The organism is Cypionkella sp. PAMC25878, from assembly GCF_058135695.1.
In genome coordinates this window covers 51,261-68,090 of sequence record NZ_CM176871.1, presented here as the reverse complement: position 1 = coordinate 68,090, position 16,830 = coordinate 51,261, and the positions used below count along the sequence as shown (strand labels likewise).

Genomic DNA, 16,830 nt, shown 5'->3' with positions numbered 1-16,830 from the left:
CTACCCCACCTGCCGCAAATCGTCGGGGAGGTGATCATGGATGGTGAAAATACTGTCCATGCGCGTCAGCCGAAACACCTTTTGCACCGTGGTAGTCAGGCCGGAAAGTTCCAGTTTCCGATCGGGCCCCAAAGCCTTCATCACCGCAACCACCGCGCCCAGACCGCTGCTGTCCAGAAATGCCACCCGCGACATATCCAAAACCACCCGCAGTGACGGTGTTTGGGTAAGTTCGCGCATCCGGTCTTTGAACTGAATCGCGCCTGCGGCGTCGATACGGTCGCCCAAGGCGCTGACCACAATCATTTCGCCACGGTGTTCTGCCACAAGCTCCATCTGCTTGGCCCCTTTGTTGGAAAACTGGGGTTAGATTAGGCGCAAGAGGTTACTGATCCGTAAGCGGCGGCGGATATGTGGGGAATTAATTCAGCTGGAATTGCAGCGGATAGCGGCCATTCTCAAAATCGCCGAACAGATCGGGCAGATCGGGATGGGTTATCGGCTCGCCTGTCTCATCCGGCACAAGGTTCTGCTCGGAGACATAGGCGACATAGTAGCTTTGGTCATTCTCAGCCAGCAGGTGATAAAACGGCTGATTGCGCGAGGGACGGGCGTCTTCGGGAATGGCGTAATACCATTCCTCGGTGTTGGAAAACATCGCGTCCACATCGAACACCACACCGCGAAACGGGTGCTTGCGATGACGAAGCACCTGACCGATGTGATATTTGGCCGCAGTCTTCAGCATAGCATATGTGCCCCCATAAGGGTTAGTAATCCGTTGCGCAGGCGGTGTCTATTCCACAGGCGCGCCGCGAGGGAAACAGTCTGTGTTGGGCTGCGGCCTAGTCTGGCTACATCTTGCCGATCCGAAATTCCGCCGAAACCGGGTTTCGCACGGGATTGTCATGTGAAAACGCAGACATGCCCATTTCCACGGCACCGATTTTCTCGTATCCTTGCGACAAAATAAGAACGCGAGGGGCAAATGAGCAGAACTCTCCGTGCGTCGATCCTGTTGTTGGCCCTTGCATCTTGCGGGGGTGGAAACTCATCGGCGCCGAAAAATATGGATGACGCCTGCGCGATTGTGCGGCAGCGTCCGGCGTATTTCAGCGCGATGCGGGCGACCGAGCGGAAATGGGGCGTGCCGGTGCATGTGCAGATGGCGGCGATTTATCAGGAATCGAAATTTATCGGCAATGCGCGCACCCCACACCAGTTTGCGCTGGGGGTGATCCCGATGGGGCGGCAATCCTCGGCCTATGGCTACAGTCAGGCGCTGGACGGCACTTGGGAAGAATACCAAAAGGAACAGCGCCGCCATGGTGCCAAACGTGACCGGATCGGCGATGCGACGGATTTCATGGGCTGGTACATGAGCGAAAGCAGCGACAAGCTGGGGATTTCACGCGGCGATGCCGAGGCGCAGTATCTGGCCTATCATGAGGGTCGGACGGGTTACGCCAACCAATCCTATCTTAACAAGCCTTGGCTGGTGGATGTCGCCGCCGCGATTGGGCGGCGCTCGACCATGTATGCTGAACAGCTGAGCTACTGCCGCCGTTAACGGTGGCGGCGCTCAATCTCATCGGTGATGTTGAACAAGCTGGCGCTGTAGTTGCCGCCGGTCTTCAAATCGCCCAGGATCACCGTGGTTTGCTGGCCGAGATCATCGGTGATCACCCATTGCCGCAGGGTGATTGGGTTGGCGGTGAACACCAGCGCGATCTGGCCGTATTCGGGGTGCTGCGGATCTTGCGCGACGACTTGGGTGGCGTTCTTGTCCTCGGTATGGGCGACCACGGTTTTGGCGCTGCCGAGATCGACGTTGGCGGCGAGGATCAGGTTCAGCGGCGTGCGCTTCAGCGGGTATTGTTCCGGAGCTTGGTTTGATTTCGCATCAAAGATCGCGACATTGCCGCTGGAGGCCAGCACTAAGGATTTGTCTGGCGGGGCGTATTCAAAGCGCACCCGGCCGGGGCGTTTGATGATCAGCTTGCCAGTGGCAATCGAGCCGTCGGCGTTGACTTGGGTGAACGGGGTTTCCACCGAGGTCAGGCTGTTCAGGTAGGCCGAGAGATCCTTCAACGTGATTTTATCGGCCCAAGCAGGGACAGCCAGAAGGATCAGCGCGAGCGGGGCGAGGAGGGGGCGAAGCGGTTTCATGGGGTATATATAGGGCATCCGAGCCGCACCTGCACCCCCCTCGCGTTCACTTGGCGGAGAGGTGCCGAAGCGGGTTTCGTGATGGGTCCCAACTCGGGACCATTGTTTTCTATGGATTAAATTGTGGCAAAAGCCCTGATCTTCATGCTTTGTTAACGCGCGCGTGCTGCGCTGTTGAAGCCTCCGGCGGGGATATTTAAGCCAAGATGAAATCTGTGCAGTTTCATCTTGGCTTAAATATCCCCCGCGGAGCGTTCCGCGTTTTCAGCCGCAGCGCCCCTTGCCCGTGGGGCGATAGCGGATACAATGCGGCAACCCCAGCCAAGGACGCATCCATGTCGATCAACGCCCCGGAAACCCAGATTGTCACCCATTGGAAAATCGCTTGCGATGGCGGTGAGGCGGCTTTGGGCCATCCGCGCGTGTGGCTGACCATCCCGGAAGATACCGGCTTTGTCGAATGCGGCTATTGCGACAAGCGTTTTGAGATCGACCGCGCCCATGCCCATGATGATCACTAAGGCCTGAGGGCTTGCGCGCGCGGTTTTTGATCCGGGCGGCGACGGGGCTCATTTGTTTGCCATTGCTGTATTTTGGCGCGGGGTTTGTCGGAGCGGTGATCCCCGGCAAACATGCTGATCTGGCCCCCGGTACCGATGTGCTGATTGGCCTTGCCCGCGCGCCAATTCATTATGATTTTCTGCTGCCGCTGTCGCCCGAGTTGCGCGCCCGCTATGGCTTTGCCAAAGGCGCGGGGGTGTCTGTAGATGCGCCGCAAGCCGAATGGTTGCTGGTCGGTTGGGGGTCAGAGGCATTTTACACCAGTGCTGGCAGTTACGCCGATATTCAGCCGGGGGCGGTGTTTACCGCGGTCACTGGCGATAAAGCGGTGTTGCATTTGGATGTGGCGGGGGATGTCGCCTCGGTTGAGGGGATTGATTATTTCACCCTGTCGGATGCGCAATATCAGGCGCTGCTGGCCAGTCTGGACGCGAATTTTCAAAGGGATCAGACCGGGGCGCCGTTGGCTTTGACCGCGCATTTCAATGATCACGATGGGTTTTTTGCCGCCAAGGGTGATTTCAGCATTCTGCATCCCTGCAATGCTTGGTTGGGTGAGACTTTGCGCGCGGCAGGGGTGCCGTTTGGAATTTGGACGCCGACGCCGCAAGCGGTGGAACTGTCTTTGCGCTGGCATCAAGGCTAGAACGCCACGCCGCTTCGTGGCAATACTGCGCCCTGAAGCGGGAAAAAGGGCGGGCAGATCATGGCATTCGGCAAGGGCAATCACCTGCATCTGATCGACGGCTCGGCGTTTATATTCCGGGCCTATCATGCTTTGCCACCGCTGACGCGGAAGTCGGATGGCCTGCCTGTGGGGGCGGTGGCGGGGTTTTGTAACCTGCTTTGGGGGGAGTTGACCTCGACCCGGAAAGAGACCGCGCCGACGCATCTTGCGGTGATTTTCGACGCCGGATCGAAGACTTTCCGCAATGAAATTTATAGCGCGTATAAGGCGAACCGCCCGGAGTTGCCCGAGGATTTACGCCCGCAGTTCGCCTACACCCGCAAGGCGACACAGGCGTTTAACGTGCCTTGCATCGAGGTTGAGGGCTATGAGGCGGACGATATTATCGCGACGCTGGCGCGGCGGGCGCGGGAAGCTGGCGGGACGGTGACGATCATCTCGTCGGACAAAGACCTGATGCAGTTGATCGGCGATGGCGTCGATATGCTGGACCCGATGAAGAACAAGCGGCTGGGGCTGGATGAGGTGTTTGAGAAGTTTGGCGTCGCGCCGAACCGAGTGGTCGATGTGCAGGCTTTGGCCGGGGATTCGGTGGATAACGTGCCGGGCGCGCCGGGAATCGGCATCAAGACGGCGGCTTTGCTTATTCAGGAATATGGCGATCTGGAAGCGCTTTTGGCGCGGGCGGGCGAGATCAAGCAACCGAAGCGGCGCGAGGCTTTGGTGGATAACGCCGATCTGATCCGCATCTCCAAACGTCTGGTGCAGTTGGATGGGGATATGCCGTTGGACTGGCCGTTGGAGGGGTTGGAACTGCGGGCGGTTGAAGCCGATGTGGTGATGGGGTTTCTGCAAGAGATGGAGTTTTCCACCCTGACCAAGCGGGTGGCCGAGCGGTTGAAGGTTGCGGCTCCAGCGGCGGACCCTGCACGCGCGTTGCATGTTGAGGGCGCGCATGATGCGGTGGAAACCGTGCAGGTGGCGTTTGATGTGGCGGGCTATGAGAAGATCAACACGATGGCGGCGCTTGACGCTTGGATCGCGCGGATTGTTGAGGTTGGGCATGTGGCGGTGGATACCGAGACGACCTCGCTCGATGAAATGCAGGCGGAACTGGTGGGGATTTCTTTGTGCGTCGATGCTGGCAAGGCCGCCTATATTCCGCTGGGGCATAAGCAGGGCGGTGGTGATCTGTTTGGGTCGTCGGAATTGGTGGCGGGGCAGCTTGGGCTTGATGAGGTGTTGGCGGCGTTGAAGCCGGTGCTGGAGGATGCTTCGGTGCTGAAAATCGGCCAGAACATGAAATATGACTGGAAGATTTTCAAGCGCTATGGGGTGGAGATTGCGCCGTTTGACGACACGATGCTGATGAGTTCCGCGATGCAGGCGGGGCTGAATGGGCATGGCATGGATGCTCTGTCCGAGAAGTATCTGGGGCATGTTTGTATTCCGATCAAGCAGTTGATCGGCTCGGGCAAGTCGGCGGTGACGTTTGATCGGGTTGGGGTCGATGATGCCGTGAAGTATGCGGCGGAGGATGCGGATGTGACGCTGCGGCTGTGGGCGCTGTTTAAGCCGCAGTTGCATCGGGCGCATGTGACGACGGTGTATGAGACGTTGGAGCGGCCCTTGGTGCCCGTGCTGGCGCGGATGGAGATGGCCGGGGTGCAGGTGGACCGGGATACTTTAAGCCGGATGTCAAACGCCTTTGCGCAGAAGATGGCGGGGTTGGAGGCGGAGATTCAAGAGGTGGCGGGACAGCCATTCAATGTGGGCAGCCCGAAGCAGTTGGGCGAGATCCTGTTTGACAAGCTGGGGCTGCCGGGGGGCGAGAAGGGCAAGACCGGGGCCTATGCGACCGGGGCGGATGTGTTGGAGGATCTGGCGACCGAGCATAAGCTGCCGGGGCTGGTGCTGGATTGGCGGCAGTTGGCCAAGCTGAAATCGACCTATACCGACGCGTTGCAGGATCATATCAATGCCGAGACGGGTCGGGTGCATACCTCGTATTCGATCACTGGGGCGGTGACGGGGCGGTTGGCTTCGACCGATCCGAATTTGCAGAACATTCCTATTCGGTCCGAGGAGGGGCGGCGGATTCGCGAGGCGTTTGTGGCACCGAAGGGCAAAGTGTTGGTGTCGTTGGACTATAGCCAGATCGAGCTGCGGATTCTGGCGCATGTGGCGGATATTGCCTCGCTGCAGCAGGCGTTCAAGGATGGCATTGATATTCACGCGTTGACGGCGAGTGAGATGTTCAACGTGCCGCTTGCGGAGATGACTTCGGATATTCGGCGGCGGGCGAAGGCGATCAACTTTGGGGTGATCTACGGGATTTCCGGCTTTGGTCTGGCGCGGAACTTGCGGATACCGCGGGCGGAAGCGCAGGGGTTTATTGATCGGTATTTTGAGCGGTTTCCGGGGATCAAGGAGTATATGTCGGATACTGTGGCGTTTGCGCAGAAGAACGGCTTTGTGCAGACCTTGTTCGGGCGGAAGATTCACACGCCCGAGATCAACGCCAAGGGGCCGGGGGCGGGCTTTGCCAAGCGGGCGGCGATCAATGCGCCTATTCAGGGCACCGCCGCCGATGTGATCCGGCGGGCGATGATCCGGATGCCTGCGGCGATTGCGGATATTCCGGCGACCATGCTGCTGCAGGTGCATGACGAATTGCTGTTCGAGGTTGAGGAAGGCTCGGCGCAGGCGCTGATCAAGGTGGCGAAGGATGTGATGGAGGGGGCCTCGCATCCGGCCGTGCAGTTGAAGGTCCCGTTGACGGTAGAGGCGGGCGTGGGCGCGACTTGGGCGGCGGCGCATTGAGGGTGAAGGCTGGGGGTTTTCCACCCCCAGACCCCCGAGGATATTTGAGCACAGAGGATGACCTAAGTGATCCAGAACTGGGGGGAGTTGAAGGCTTTTGCTTTGGGCATGGATCTGCCCGAGATCACCTTGGCCACGCCTTGGGGGCATGAGGCGCTGAAGGCTTTTGGCAAGATGTGGTGCTATTGGTCGTATTATGAGGATGCGGCGGTGTTCAAGGCCAGCCGCGATGAGCGCGAGATGTTGATGGCCGCGGAGCCTGCGACATTCTTTCTGCATCCGCATTATGCGCCACATAATCTGGTTCTGGTGCGGGCTGGGCGGATTGATCCGGGCTGGGCAAGGGCTCGGCTTTTGCAGCAGTGGCGGGATGCGGCACCGAAGCGGTTTTTGAAGGGCTGGGACGCGCGATGACGCTGCTGGCTTTTGCCACGCCCGCCGAATGGCATGACTGGTTGGCGGCGAACCATGATCGCGCCAGCGAGGTTTGGGTGTTGTATCACAAGAAGGGCTCGGGGGTGGCCTCGGTCGATTGGCAACAGGCGGTGCTGGAGGCGCTGGTTTGGGGCTGGATTGACGGGGTGCGTAAGACGCAATCTGAAACGCAATGGATACAGCGCTTTACGCCGCGCAAGGCTGGTTCTGCATGGAGTCAGATCAACCGTGCCCATGCCGAGCGCTTGATTGCCGACGGCCGGATGCAGGCGGCGGGGTTGGCGGCGGTGGAGGTTGCGCGCGCCAATGGGCGGTGGGCGGCGACCTATTCGGGCGGCAAGGGGGCAGATTTGCCTGCGGATTTTCTGGAGGCGCTGGCGGCGGCTACACAGGTGGCGCGGGATCACTTTGCCAGTTTGGATGCGAAGAACCGCTATGCGATTTACTATCGGCTGACCACAGCGAAGCGCCCGGAAACCCGCGCCAAGCGGCTGGCGGAGTTCATCGCAAAACTGACGCAGGGCGAGGGGCCGCTTATCGCGTCCTGACGGGCGCTCTGCGCTGGTGGCAGCGCAGAGGCCTGTGAGGGCCGAGAAGCGATCAGGCGCGCTCAACCCGGAGTTGGTAGCAGTTGTTGCGGGCGGATCTGATGTGGACATAGGCGATGCGCGGGTCGGTCAGACGGCTTTCCGCCTCGGCGGGGATCGTCGTGGTGGGGACGACGGCCCCGGTGCCGTAGACGATGCGGTTCTCGGCGGAATAGCCCCGGATGATGTACTCGGGGGAGGCGAGGATTTCGGGGATTTCTGCGCTGCCGCCTGCTGCGCAAGCGTTGGCGCAAAGAAAGATCGGACCGAGTTCGGCATAGGGTTGCGCCGAGGGGAACGGGCGGTGGGCGAGGATCAGCATGCCTGCGCCCTTAGGGATCATCTGCAGACAATGGCGGCAGGGGTTGCCTGCGCCATCGGAGATGTGGTGCTCGGGTTTTTGGCCGTTGGCGTCGAGGCCGCCGGCTTGGTAGGCGCGGGCGGTTTCGGTGGAGATGGGCGCGAAGCGGATCATGGCAACCTCTGGGTTAGGATTGGCCCAGATAGCGCAGCGAGGAGGAGTCAAGCGACCCGAAACCTGCTGTTAACGCATTGGCTTTATGCTTGATCAGAGTTCTGCCCAGAGAGGGCGTATTTTGAGGGTCGTTCTGAAACGCAAACCGCCTTAACGCTGGATCAGCGGCCCCATGACTTTGCCGCCCAAGATATGCAGGTGGTAATGCGGCACCTCTTGCATGCCATGCGGGCCTGCGTTGGTGATGGCGCGGTAGCCCATGCCGGGGGCAACGCCGACAATCTCACAGACCTTGGCACAGGCGCGGTGGAAATCGAGGATTTCCTCGGCCGATGCCTTGGCGGCGAAGTGATCGAAGGTGGCGTAGGGGCCTTTCGGGATCACCAGCACATGCACCGGGGCATGCGGGGCGATGTCGTGGAAGGCGAGCGAATGCTCGGCGTCCAGCACGGTTTTGTTGGGGATTTCCCCGCGCAGGATGCGGGCGAAGATGTTTTGCGGATCATAGGTGTAGGGCATCGGTCAATCCACAAACAGATAAGCGGTGGCGGCGATTTCGCGCGCCTTCTCGGAGCTTATGTCAAGAAATTCGGCCAGAGGCACGGTGTTTTCATCGATACTGGCGCTTTGCCGCACGCGCAGCAGATTGGGGAAACCTGCGTCGCGGATGCGGTCGCCTTCAAACTTCACATCATAGCGGATGGTGGGCAGCAGACGGCCGATGGTGTCTTTGGGGGTGGAATCGCTGGCCAGACCGACGCGCTTGGCGTGGCCGATCAGATATTCATCGGTGAAATCACATTCGATTTCTAACAGCCGGACCTTGGCCTTGTCGTTGTAGAAATCCTGCATCAGATCGACGTTGGCGGGATCGATGCAGATCACCAACTGATCGGTTTGCCAGTAATCGAACAACACCCGCATCAGGGCGCGGCGGTGGCGGGTGCGTTTTTCCAAGGTCGATTGGATGCCGCCAAGATCGGGCAGCGGGGTGGAAGCCTCATTAAACAGATAGTCCAGCGCGGGTAGGTTGGTGACTTGGCGCACGCGTTCCACCAAGCGCTTGGCGACGTGCCATTTCTTGCAGGTGACCATCATCAGGGTGCGGTGGCGGCCAAGCGAGCTTTCGGTTTCCCAGAATCGGGGGGCGAAACGGCGGCCCACACGACCGCGACCCGAGATGAATTTGAACAGGCTGCGGCCTTCGTTTGAGATCGCAAAGCGTACGCCTTTGGCGGCGTAAAGCTTGCCGAGGCGGTCTTTCAGATCGGTGGCGTCGGGACTGATTTTGCGGGCGAACAGGTAGTCTTGACTGATCAACAGATCGTAATTGTCGTTATAGAAGGTGACCGGCATGCCGTAATCGGTGAACATCAGAAAGGTCAGGGTGCGGGTGCGTAGTTCCGCCTCGGGGATCAAATGGCGGACGATGGTTTGAAAAAACGTCTCGTCGGGAATCCAGGTGGTGCGGAAGAACCGCATCACGTCGCGGCGTTTCTTGGTGAAATCCAGCACGGATTCGACGGTGCGGCGGCGCAGGCACCACCATTGGCTGCCGATCTGCATGGCGATGTCGGCGGGGACGTTGCGGGTCAGGCCGAGTTTATCCTGCCATTTCATCGAGGCGTAAAACAGCGCCTTGTGGGTGCGCTCGTTGAAATAATGGCGGTAGATCAGGCGTTCTTCCTTGATGCCGGTTTTGATCCAGTCGGAACTGAAGAAATCGAAGCTTTCGATGTAATCGACTTCCTCGCGGTCGAGGAACCTATGGGCGAATTCGGCGGATTTGATCGGCATGCAATCGCCGGACAGCATATAAAAATGGGTGGCGCGCGGGAAGGCTTCTACGGCAGCCTCGACGGCCATCAGGGTGGCTTCGACCAGCGACCATTCGCCCCAGCCACATTTGGCGCGGCGTTTGGTGAAGGTGACGTTGGGGTTGGCGGTGAGCACAGAGCGAATTTTGTCGAAATCGGATGGCTTGGCGCGGCCGTCGAAATGGATGGCGACATAATCCCCCACCGCTGTCAGGCGTTGGGCCTGAGCGATGATCCCCTCGGGATCTTTGTGGCAAAGCAGGATGTAGGCGATTCTGGCCATTTGGTGGACATTAAATCCTTGAACGTATCATTGTTTCTCTAAATACCTTGAAGACACATTGAAAAGACAGAGTTTGTTTTGAGATTTCACAAACTCTGTCTTTATACTATTAAATCAACGACTTAACTCTTATCGTTTGTATAGTGCCCACTGTAGTGGGTCAGTTTTGCGCAGACATCAGTCGTCGGGCTTTGCCAACAACGTCGCCTGTCTCAAGATGGGCGTACTTTTCCGACATTGAAGCCTGCGTGTGGCCAAGAAGTTTGGTGAGTTCATAGAGACTTAATCCGTTCTTGAGTAAGCGTGTTGCGTATGTGTCTCTGAGGCTATGGATGGTTGCCCTGCCACGTTGCTCGTTGATCCTTTGGTTTTGGTTGCACACCAGATTCAAACCGTCTCGGATGTGTTTCTGTGCACCTACAAGTTTACCAAATGGTTGAGGCTGATTGTGCCGCTTCTGTAAAAGAGTCAGCACCCTTTGCGACAAGGGTACAACCGAGATAGTTTTGGTTTTGGTCCGATAGACTTCGAAGGTGCCTGTTGTAAGGTCCAGATCGCCCCATTGAGCTTCCGCCCCCTCGTTCAGCCGGACCCCAGTATCAATGAGAAAGGTCATGAATTCAGAGGCGTCTTTTGCTGCCTTGCAGGTCAGACTTCCAAGGTAGGCTTGGACTTTTTGCTCTTCACTTTCTGTAAGGTAGCGGGTCTTCACGAAAGCCCTCGGTGCAGCGAAAGTCAGATCGGGCGTTGCCGAGTAGTCCCTGCGAATGTAGTTGTAAGTCAGGCTCAGGACACTCAACTCTATCCCAATCCCGGCAGCAGAAATCCCCTCAATCTTGCGTGCGATCAATAGGGACTCGATATGAGCCTGCCTGAGACTTGACATGGGCATCGTGGCTTTGAAGTGCCAAGGCTGAGTAGCAGGCTTCCTCGGACCTGTCAGCGGCATACCGATCATTTTGCGGCGGGCGAGGTCGTAGACCCTCAGGGTGGAACCGTTGTAGCGTTTCAATGCGAGAGCGAAGGCGTCAGCGATGGTGATTTCAGGTTTAATCCCGAACTGAATTTGATTGAGCTTTTCTTGGTATTGTTTGACCAGAAAGGCTTCAGCTTCCTTCCTCTCGGTGATCGTTCTTTTAGTCGAACCACGGAAGCGTTCCGTTCCGATTGAGAAGTCATAGTGTAGGAAATTGCTTCCCGTTCTGGTCAGAAGTTTCATTGGAGTTTTCCCCTGTATATATATATCGTCCGTCTAGTGTCACAGATGCTAGTTTCATGGATACATACTTGATGGCAAAGGTATTTCTCCGTTGGACTGATCCAATGGAGCCGCTTGGCCCTTAGTCTTGGATTCCTTTATCCAATTTCGTGAGTGTAGCCTTGACCTCTGCAACGCTCTTGTTGCCGAAGATTGCGGTGAAGACTTCTGGTTGGATTGATCTAAGACAGGCCAAAACCCAGCTTGGTCTGTCGAGCTTCAATTTGTCCGCAATGGGTGACCAAAGTGCGGGGGGAATCGAAATATATCCCAATTCCATTTGGCTAATCATCGTGTAGTATTCAATGCCCAGCGCGTCCGCCAAAGCCTTTTGCGTGTAGCCTGCCGCAACCCTTGCATCCTTGAGCCGTGTTCCCAAGCCTTCGTGGTTCTTTTGGCGTCGTTCCGGTGACAGCACTGTAACACCCTCCTTTGAGGCTTGAGAAAATACTAACAATATCAGAGGTTAGGGTTCGTCTTGCGATGTGTTTGTCGGTGCCTTGGGCTTCACGCTCCTTTGTGCGTCAATACCCTTGAAATCCGCTCTACCGATGATGGTTTGTCCTGTCTAGGGGGTACATATGCTCTTCTCAGTGGGCACAAGACCTTGCCAGAAAATCCAATAGCGCGGTTGGAATGCAGGCTGATCTGCCGATGTTGAGCGCAAAAATGAGCAAAATTCCGCAATGCGGACAGTAAACGGACGTATCAGTGATAACTCAATGTATTTACTCATTGTGTTTACTCAATGAGTTCTAAATGTATGTACCTACACCTAGGGTCCAGACTCATTGATCGTCAAAGCCAGAACAAGACGGTTGCGGCGAGAGCGACGGCGGAGAGGAAGACTTTTGGGCATCTGTCGTAACGTGTTGCCACCCGCCGCCAGTCTTTGAGACGGCCAAACATGATCTCAATCCGATTGCGGCGTTTGTATCGGCGTTTATCGTATTTGACAGGCTTCGCGCGTGACTTCCGGCCGGGGATGCAAGGCGTGATCCCCTTGTTTTTCAGGGCGTCTCGGAACCAGTCGGCGTCATAACCCCGGTCAGCCAGCAGCCACGTCGCTTTGGGTAAGCTGCCCAGTAAGGCCGCAGCGCCGGTGTAATCGCTGACCTGACCTGCGGTCATGAAGAAGCGGATCGGTCGGCCGTTTTCGTCAGTGACGGCATGCAGTTTGGTATTCATGCCACCTTTGGTCCGGCCAATCAGACGACCGCGCCCCCCTTTTTCACCCCAAGGCTTGAAGCCGTGCGGTGCGCCTTGAGATAGGTCGCGTCGATCATCACCGTCTTCGGGACCGCCGCCTCGGAGGCCAACCCTTCCATCATCCGGGCAAAGACGCCCATGTCGCCCCATCGCTTCCAACGGTTGTAAAGCGTCTTCGCCGGGCCGTATTCCTTCGGCGCGTCAGACCAACGCAAGCCATTGCGATTGATGAAGATAATGCCGCTCAAGACCCGACGATCATCGACACGCGGCACCCCGTGGCTCTTGGGAAAGAAGGGTTTAAGTCGAGCCATCTGCTCGTCCGTCAGCCAGTAAAGGTTGCTCATTGCTCAGTCTCCTTGCGGAGCCTGAATCACGGCTGCGTTGCAAAATCAATAGGTCCTGACCCTAGGGTTCAATCGACTGGTGTTGTCACCTCGCGCGATGATTTTATTATAGCCGAAGATCGGGAAAAAATTGCCCGACGGGTTTCTGAATTTTCTGACTCGACAATATCAGATGCAATATTTCAAGCTAAGTATGTGCTTGGTGAGAACTACCAGTGGAAGATTTCAGAACAGCGCCGCTTATCACCACCCTTCGATGCAGACCTAATGCAGCGGATCGACTATCGCCTATTCGATCAAAGGCATATTTACTATCAAGATAACCTTGTTTTCCGGGCGCGGCGCGAAGTGTTCGGAAACTTCCTTAGGGTCAGGACCTATTGATTTTGCAACGCAGCCGTGATTCAGGCTCCGCAAGGAGACTGAGCAATGAGCAACCTTTACTGGCTGACGGACGAGCAGATGGCTCGACTTAAACCCTTCTTTCCCAAGAGCCACGGGGTGCCGCGTGTCGATGATCGTCGGGTCTTGAGCGGCATTATCTTCATCAATCGCAATGGCTTGCGTTGGTCTGACGCGCCGAAGGAATACGGCCCGGCGAAGACGCTTTACAACCGTTGGAAGCGATGGGGCGACATGGGCGTCTTTGCCCGGATGATGGAAGGGTTGGCCTCCGAGGCGGCGGTCCCGAAGACGGTGATGATCGACGCGACCTATCTCAAGGCGCACCGCACGGCTTCAAGCCTTGGGGTGAAAAAGGGGGGCGCGGTCGTCTGATTGGCCGGACCAAAGGTGGCATGAATACCAAACTGCATGCCGTCACTGACGAAAACGGCCGACCGATCCGCTTCTTCATGACCGCAGGTCAGGTCAGCGATTACACCGGCGCTGCGGCCTTACTGGGCAGCTTACCCAAAGCGACGTGGCTGCTGGCTGACCGGGGTTATGACGCCGACTGGTTCCGAGACGCCCTGAAAAACAAGGGGATCACGCCTTGCATCCCCGGCCGGAAGTCACGCGCGAAGCCTGTCAAATACGATAAACGCCGATACAAACGCCGCAATCGGATTGAGATCATGTTTGGCCGTCTCAAAGACTGGCGGCGGGTGGCAACACGTTACGACAGATGCCCAAAAGTCTTCCTCTCCGCCGTCGCTCTCGCCGCAACCGTCTTGTTCTGGCTTTGACGATCAATGAGTCTGGACCCTAGAGGTGCAAATATCGGCCTGACTACAACGCGAATGACAGCGGATGATTTCGGCGCGTTTGTTTCCAACTGCATGATTTCAAACAAATTCGCCTCACGATACGATCAAAGCTACTCATTCCCCCTTTACCTCTATCCCTCCGAACAAGACCTCGATCAAACCCGTCGCATTAACTTTGACCCCAAACTGTACAAACACCTGCAAAGCCTTGCCAAACACCCCACCCACGGTACCCCGGATGAGGTGGTGGTCTTTGATTATATCTATGGCGTGCTGCACTGTCCCGCCTATCGCAGCACCTATGCCGAGTTTCTCAAGGTAGACTTCCCCCGCATCCCGTGGCCAGCGACCCCGGATGAATTCTGGGATACTTCCGCCAAGGGCAGTACCCTACGCAAACTCCACCTGATGGACCCAACAACCATCGGCCCCGCCCCATACCCATTCAAAGGGGAGGGCAATGGCATTGTGGAAAAGACCGAGTTCCGCAACGGCAAGGTCTGGATCAACGCCACCCAGTATTTCGACAACGCCCCCGAAGTCTCATGGGGCTTCGACATCGGTGGCTACCAACCTGCCCAGAAATGGCTGAAAGACCGCAAGGGCAGAATGCTCTCCTTCGATGATGTACGTCACTACCAACGCATCCTAAAAATCCTGTTCGAGACTGACCGCATCATGGCTACCATCACCATGACTTTTGACAAAGCGACCGGATGATGTTGGGCATGTCGCTCCTTTCTTTCGCCGTTTCCATACCCCGTTGAAAATTCACACTTCTGAGACAGTCATAGCAACAAGCAACAACGGTAGGACTTGCCTTGACCCATGTGCCATTTTTGTGCAGAACTCCCCGAACACCACATCTTGTGAGTGACAGTCTGGTTGAGGCATATTTAGCTAAGATGCTGATTTCAGACGGTAAGTATTGCTATGTTTAGTGGTTACATACTCGCGGGAACGAAGACAGAGTTTGTTTGCTTTTTTGTGCTGGATTGAGTTTGTGCCGCATAAGGCGCGGGCGTTTGGGAGGGTGCGGATGGGTTTCCCCGGAACTTGGATGACAGAGTCGGAATCGGTGGTCTACCGGGTGGTGCCGAAATGCGCTTGCTCGACCATCGGGCAGATCATGTTTTATTCCGATCATGGCAAGTTTTTCGATGGTGATATCCATGATGCGACCGGGGGCATGCACAAATGGGCGATTGAGGCGAGCCAGCCGCTGATTGAGCGCAATGTGAAGACGCATAAGTCTTACGCCTTTACCTGCGTGCGCAACCCCTACACGCGAATTCTATCTTCGTTTTTCGATAAGATTTGCGGGATTCAGCGCAACGGCAAGCGCTATCGCGGCAATCTGGTGCCTTTGCTGGTGCAGAAATACGGCGTGCAGGTCGGCGGGGATGATGGGCAGGGCGAGTTTGACCAGATCGAAAGCTTTCGCCGGTTTCTGCTGTTTGCGCGCGACACCATCCGGTTCAAGAAACCGATGGAGCCGGACATTCACTGGTCAGCTATGGCGGGGCATGTCTCGACCTATATCGTCAACGGCGGGCGCTACGACAAGATTTTCTTCACCGAGAAATTCGATGAGGGCATGGGCGCGGTTCTAAAGAAAATCAAGGTAAAACATAAGGTTGATCTGAAGAAGATCCCGAAGTTCAATGAGAGCGAAGGTCATGGGCCCAAGCGGTTGCACCCGGTTGAAGACTACTTCGACGATCTGTCGCGGCATCTGATTTGGGAGATCTACAAGCGGGATTTCCAGCTGTTCAAGTATGATTTCGACAATCCGGGTAATAAGATGCCGCTGGCCGAGGTGGATCTGGATGAGGTGCATGCCAAGCTGGGCGATTGAGGTTGACCTAAGGCTGGGGGTTTCACACCCCCAGACCCCTGTGGGATATTTGCACGCAGAGGATGACAATTTTAGATAAATTGTTTGGATTTTCTGCGGTTTAATCCGGTATTTTCATCACGATTTTGCCGATGTGACCCGAGCTTTCCATCCGCCAGTGTGCTGCGGGCGCTTCTGTCAGGGCGTATTCGCTGTCGATCACCACACGGAATTTACCCTGCGCGATCAGCGGCCAGATGTGGGTTTCGACTTGCTGCGCGATCATGGCTTTGGCGGCATCGGATTGCGGGCGCAGGGTCGATCCGGTCAGGGTCAGGCGGCGCATCATCATCTCGGCGAAATTCAACTCGACCTTGGCGCCTTGCAAGAAAGCAATCTGCACTAGACGGCCATCATCGGCCAAAGCGCGGACATTGCGCGGCAGGTAGGGACCGCCGACCATATCGAGGATGAGGTCGAATCCGCCGAGTTTTTTGGCTTCTTCGGAAAAGTCGGTCGTTTTGTAGTTGAAGCAGGTCTCTGCGCCCAAAGTCTTGACTGCAAGGCATTTCTCATCACTGCCTGCGGTGGCAAACACCCGCGCACCCAAGGCGGCGGCGATTTGAACTGCCGTGGTGCCGATGCCGGAGGAGCCGCCGTGGACGAGGAAGCGCTCGCCTGCTTTGAGTTTGCCGCGCGTCACCATGTTCGACCAGACGGTGAAGCAGGTTTCGGGCAGGCAGGCGGCTTCGCGCAGGGTCAGGCCATGGGGGATCGGCAAGGCATGGGACTCGGCGCAGGCGACGTATTCGGCATAGCCGCCACCGGGCAACAGGGCGCAAACCTTGTCGCCGATTTGCCAGCGGCTGACGCCGGGGCCCATGGCAACGACGGTGCCCGCGCCTTCTAGGCCGGGTAGGGGCGAGGCAGAGGCGGGCGGTGCATAAGCGCCTGCGCGTTGTAGCGCGTCGGGGCGGTTTACGCCTGCATAGGCGAGGTGGATGATGATCTGGCCGTGACCGGGGACCGGGACCGGAAGCGATACCGGGGTCAGCACATCCGGGCCGCCGGGGGCAGAGATTTCCATCGCCAGCATCGAGGAGGCCAAAATTGAGGGGAGCGTCATTCAGAGA

20 protein-coding genes are annotated in these 16,830 nt (G+C 57.2%); 10 read left to right on the top strand and 10 right to left on the bottom strand.

Annotated elements, in window-relative coordinates; all coding sequences use genetic code 11:
* Both ACS5RD_RS00350 and hspQ read right to left on the bottom strand, forming a co-directional pair.
* A complete protein-coding gene (locus ACS5RD_RS00350; RefSeq protein ID WP_054008294.1) occupies positions 1 to 336 on the bottom strand; it encodes an STAS domain-containing protein in 336 nt (111 codons plus the stop codon).
* 85 nt (positions 337 to 421) lie between these two features.
* Positions 422 to 748: a heat shock protein HspQ gene (hspQ, locus tag ACS5RD_RS00345; protein WP_426033824.1), complete on the bottom strand. Its 327-nt coding sequence runs from the start codon at positions 746 to 748 to the stop codon at positions 422 to 424.
* Positions 749 to 988: 240 nt separating this feature from the next.
* Between hspQ and ACS5RD_RS00340 the strand changes: the two genes are divergently transcribed.
* A complete protein-coding gene (locus ACS5RD_RS00340) occupies positions 989 to 1,570 on the top strand; it encodes a transglycosylase SLT domain-containing protein (protein ID WP_489929501.1) in 582 nt (193 codons plus the stop codon).
* On the opposite strand, the gene ACS5RD_RS00335 is transcribed toward ACS5RD_RS00340, so the two are convergent.
* A complete protein-coding gene (locus ACS5RD_RS00335) occupies positions 1,567 to 2,169 on the bottom strand; it encodes a LolA family protein (protein WP_489929500.1) in 603 nt (200 codons plus the stop codon). The genes ACS5RD_RS00340 and ACS5RD_RS00335 overlap by 4 nt on opposite strands.
* A 335-nt stretch (positions 2,170 to 2,504) precedes the next feature.
* Here ACS5RD_RS00335 and ACS5RD_RS00330 point away from each other — a divergent pair, with 335 nt between their 5' ends.
* The 5 genes from ACS5RD_RS00330 (at position 2,505) to ACS5RD_RS00310 (ending at position 7,224) form a co-directional block, all read left to right on the top strand.
* Positions 2,505 to 2,690 (top strand): zinc-finger domain-containing protein, encoded by a 186-nt coding sequence (locus ACS5RD_RS00330; protein WP_054008290.1) that lies wholly within the window; start codon positions 2,505 to 2,507, stop codon positions 2,688 to 2,690.
* 11 nt (positions 2,691 to 2,701) lie between these two features.
* A complete protein-coding gene (locus ACS5RD_RS00325; RefSeq protein WP_489929499.1) occupies positions 2,702 to 3,376 on the top strand; it encodes a TIGR02117 family protein in 675 nt (224 codons plus the stop codon).
* A gap of 60 nt (positions 3,377 to 3,436) precedes the next feature.
* Positions 3,437 to 6,241: a DNA polymerase I gene (polA, locus tag ACS5RD_RS00320; RefSeq protein ID WP_489929498.1), complete on the top strand. Its 2,805-nt coding sequence runs from the start codon at positions 3,437 to 3,439 to the stop codon at positions 6,239 to 6,241.
* A gap of 66 nt (positions 6,242 to 6,307) precedes the next feature.
* Positions 6,308 to 6,655, top strand: coding sequence for an MmcQ/YjbR family DNA-binding protein (locus tag ACS5RD_RS00315; protein ID WP_489929497.1), 348 nt, complete (start codon positions 6,308 to 6,310; stop codon positions 6,653 to 6,655).
* Positions 6,652 to 7,224, top strand: a complete 573-nt coding sequence (locus tag ACS5RD_RS00310) for a YdeI/OmpD-associated family protein (RefSeq protein ID WP_489929496.1) — start codon at positions 6,652 to 6,654, stop codon at positions 7,222 to 7,224. Before ACS5RD_RS00315 ends, ACS5RD_RS00310 begins: the two co-directional genes overlap by 4 nt.
* A 52-nt stretch (positions 7,225 to 7,276) precedes the next feature.
* On the opposite strand, the gene ACS5RD_RS00305 is transcribed toward ACS5RD_RS00310, so the two are convergent.
* The 6 genes from ACS5RD_RS00305 to ACS5RD_RS00280 all read right to left on the bottom strand — a co-directional run bounded on the left by ACS5RD_RS00305 (position 7,277) and on the right by ACS5RD_RS00280 (position 12,652).
* A complete protein-coding gene (locus tag ACS5RD_RS00305) occupies positions 7,277 to 7,738 on the bottom strand; it encodes a DUF1203 domain-containing protein (protein ID WP_489929495.1) in 462 nt (153 codons plus the stop codon).
* A gap of 150 nt (positions 7,739 to 7,888) precedes the next feature.
* A complete protein-coding gene (locus ACS5RD_RS00300; protein ID WP_489929494.1) occupies positions 7,889 to 8,257 on the bottom strand; it encodes an HIT domain-containing protein in 369 nt (122 codons plus the stop codon).
* Positions 8,258 to 8,260: 3 nt separating this feature from the next.
* A complete protein-coding gene (locus ACS5RD_RS00295) occupies positions 8,261 to 9,838 on the bottom strand; it encodes a DUF5928 domain-containing protein (RefSeq protein ID WP_054008283.1) in 1,578 nt (525 codons plus the stop codon).
* A gap of 160 nt (positions 9,839 to 9,998) precedes the next feature.
* Positions 9,999 to 11,057 carry a tyrosine-type recombinase/integrase gene (locus ACS5RD_RS00290; RefSeq protein ID WP_489929493.1) on the bottom strand — a complete coding sequence of 353 codons (1,059 nt, stop codon included), beginning with the start codon at positions 11,055 to 11,057 and terminating at the stop codon, positions 9,999 to 10,001.
* A gap of 121 nt (positions 11,058 to 11,178) precedes the next feature.
* The gene (locus ACS5RD_RS00285; RefSeq protein ID WP_489929492.1) at positions 11,179 to 11,514 is read right to left on the bottom strand and encodes a helix-turn-helix domain-containing protein; all 336 of its coding nucleotides are present in this window, start codon (positions 11,512 to 11,514) and stop codon (positions 11,179 to 11,181) included.
* A 380-nt stretch (positions 11,515 to 11,894) separates the two neighbouring features.
* A protein-coding gene (locus ACS5RD_RS00280) for an IS5 family transposase (RefSeq protein WP_489927796.1) occupies positions 11,895 to 12,652 on the bottom strand; the annotation gives its coding sequence in 2 pieces (ribosomal slippage) (positions 11,895 to 12,334 and positions 12,334 to 12,652; 759 coding nt in all).
* Between ACS5RD_RS00280 and ACS5RD_RS00275 the strand changes: the two genes are divergently transcribed.
* From ACS5RD_RS00275 to ACS5RD_RS00260, 4 genes are all read left to right on the top strand, one after another.
* The gene (locus ACS5RD_RS00275) at positions 12,584 to 13,036 is read left to right on the top strand and encodes a type ISP restriction/modification enzyme (RefSeq protein ID WP_489929491.1); all 453 of its coding nucleotides are present in this window, start codon (positions 12,584 to 12,586) and stop codon (positions 13,034 to 13,036) included. The genes ACS5RD_RS00280 and ACS5RD_RS00275 overlap by 69 nt on opposite strands.
* 45 nt (positions 13,037 to 13,081) lie before the next feature.
* Positions 13,082 to 13,839, top strand: a protein-coding gene (locus tag ACS5RD_RS00270) for an IS5 family transposase (RefSeq protein WP_489927796.1) whose coding sequence is annotated in 2 segments (ribosomal slippage) — positions 13,082 to 13,400 and positions 13,400 to 13,839 — 759 coding nt in all. Because the reading frame shifts where the segments join, the coding sequence is not laid out codon by codon here.
* A 6-nt stretch (positions 13,840 to 13,845) separates the two neighbouring features.
* Entirely contained in the window at positions 13,846 to 14,580 is a 735-nt protein-coding gene (locus ACS5RD_RS00265; protein ID WP_489929490.1) for a type ISP restriction/modification enzyme, read from the top strand.
* Between the two features lie 319 nt (positions 14,581 to 14,899).
* Entirely contained in the window at positions 14,900 to 15,718 is an 819-nt protein-coding gene (locus ACS5RD_RS00260; RefSeq protein ID WP_489929489.1) for a sulfotransferase family protein, read from the top strand.
* 100 nt (positions 15,719 to 15,818) lie between these two features.
* On the opposite strand, the gene ACS5RD_RS00255 is transcribed toward ACS5RD_RS00260, so the two are convergent.
* Positions 15,819 to 16,823, bottom strand: coding sequence for an NAD(P)H-quinone oxidoreductase (locus ACS5RD_RS00255; protein WP_489929488.1), 1,005 nt, complete (start codon positions 16,821 to 16,823; stop codon positions 15,819 to 15,821).
* Positions 16,824 to 16,830 lie beyond the last annotated feature (7 nt).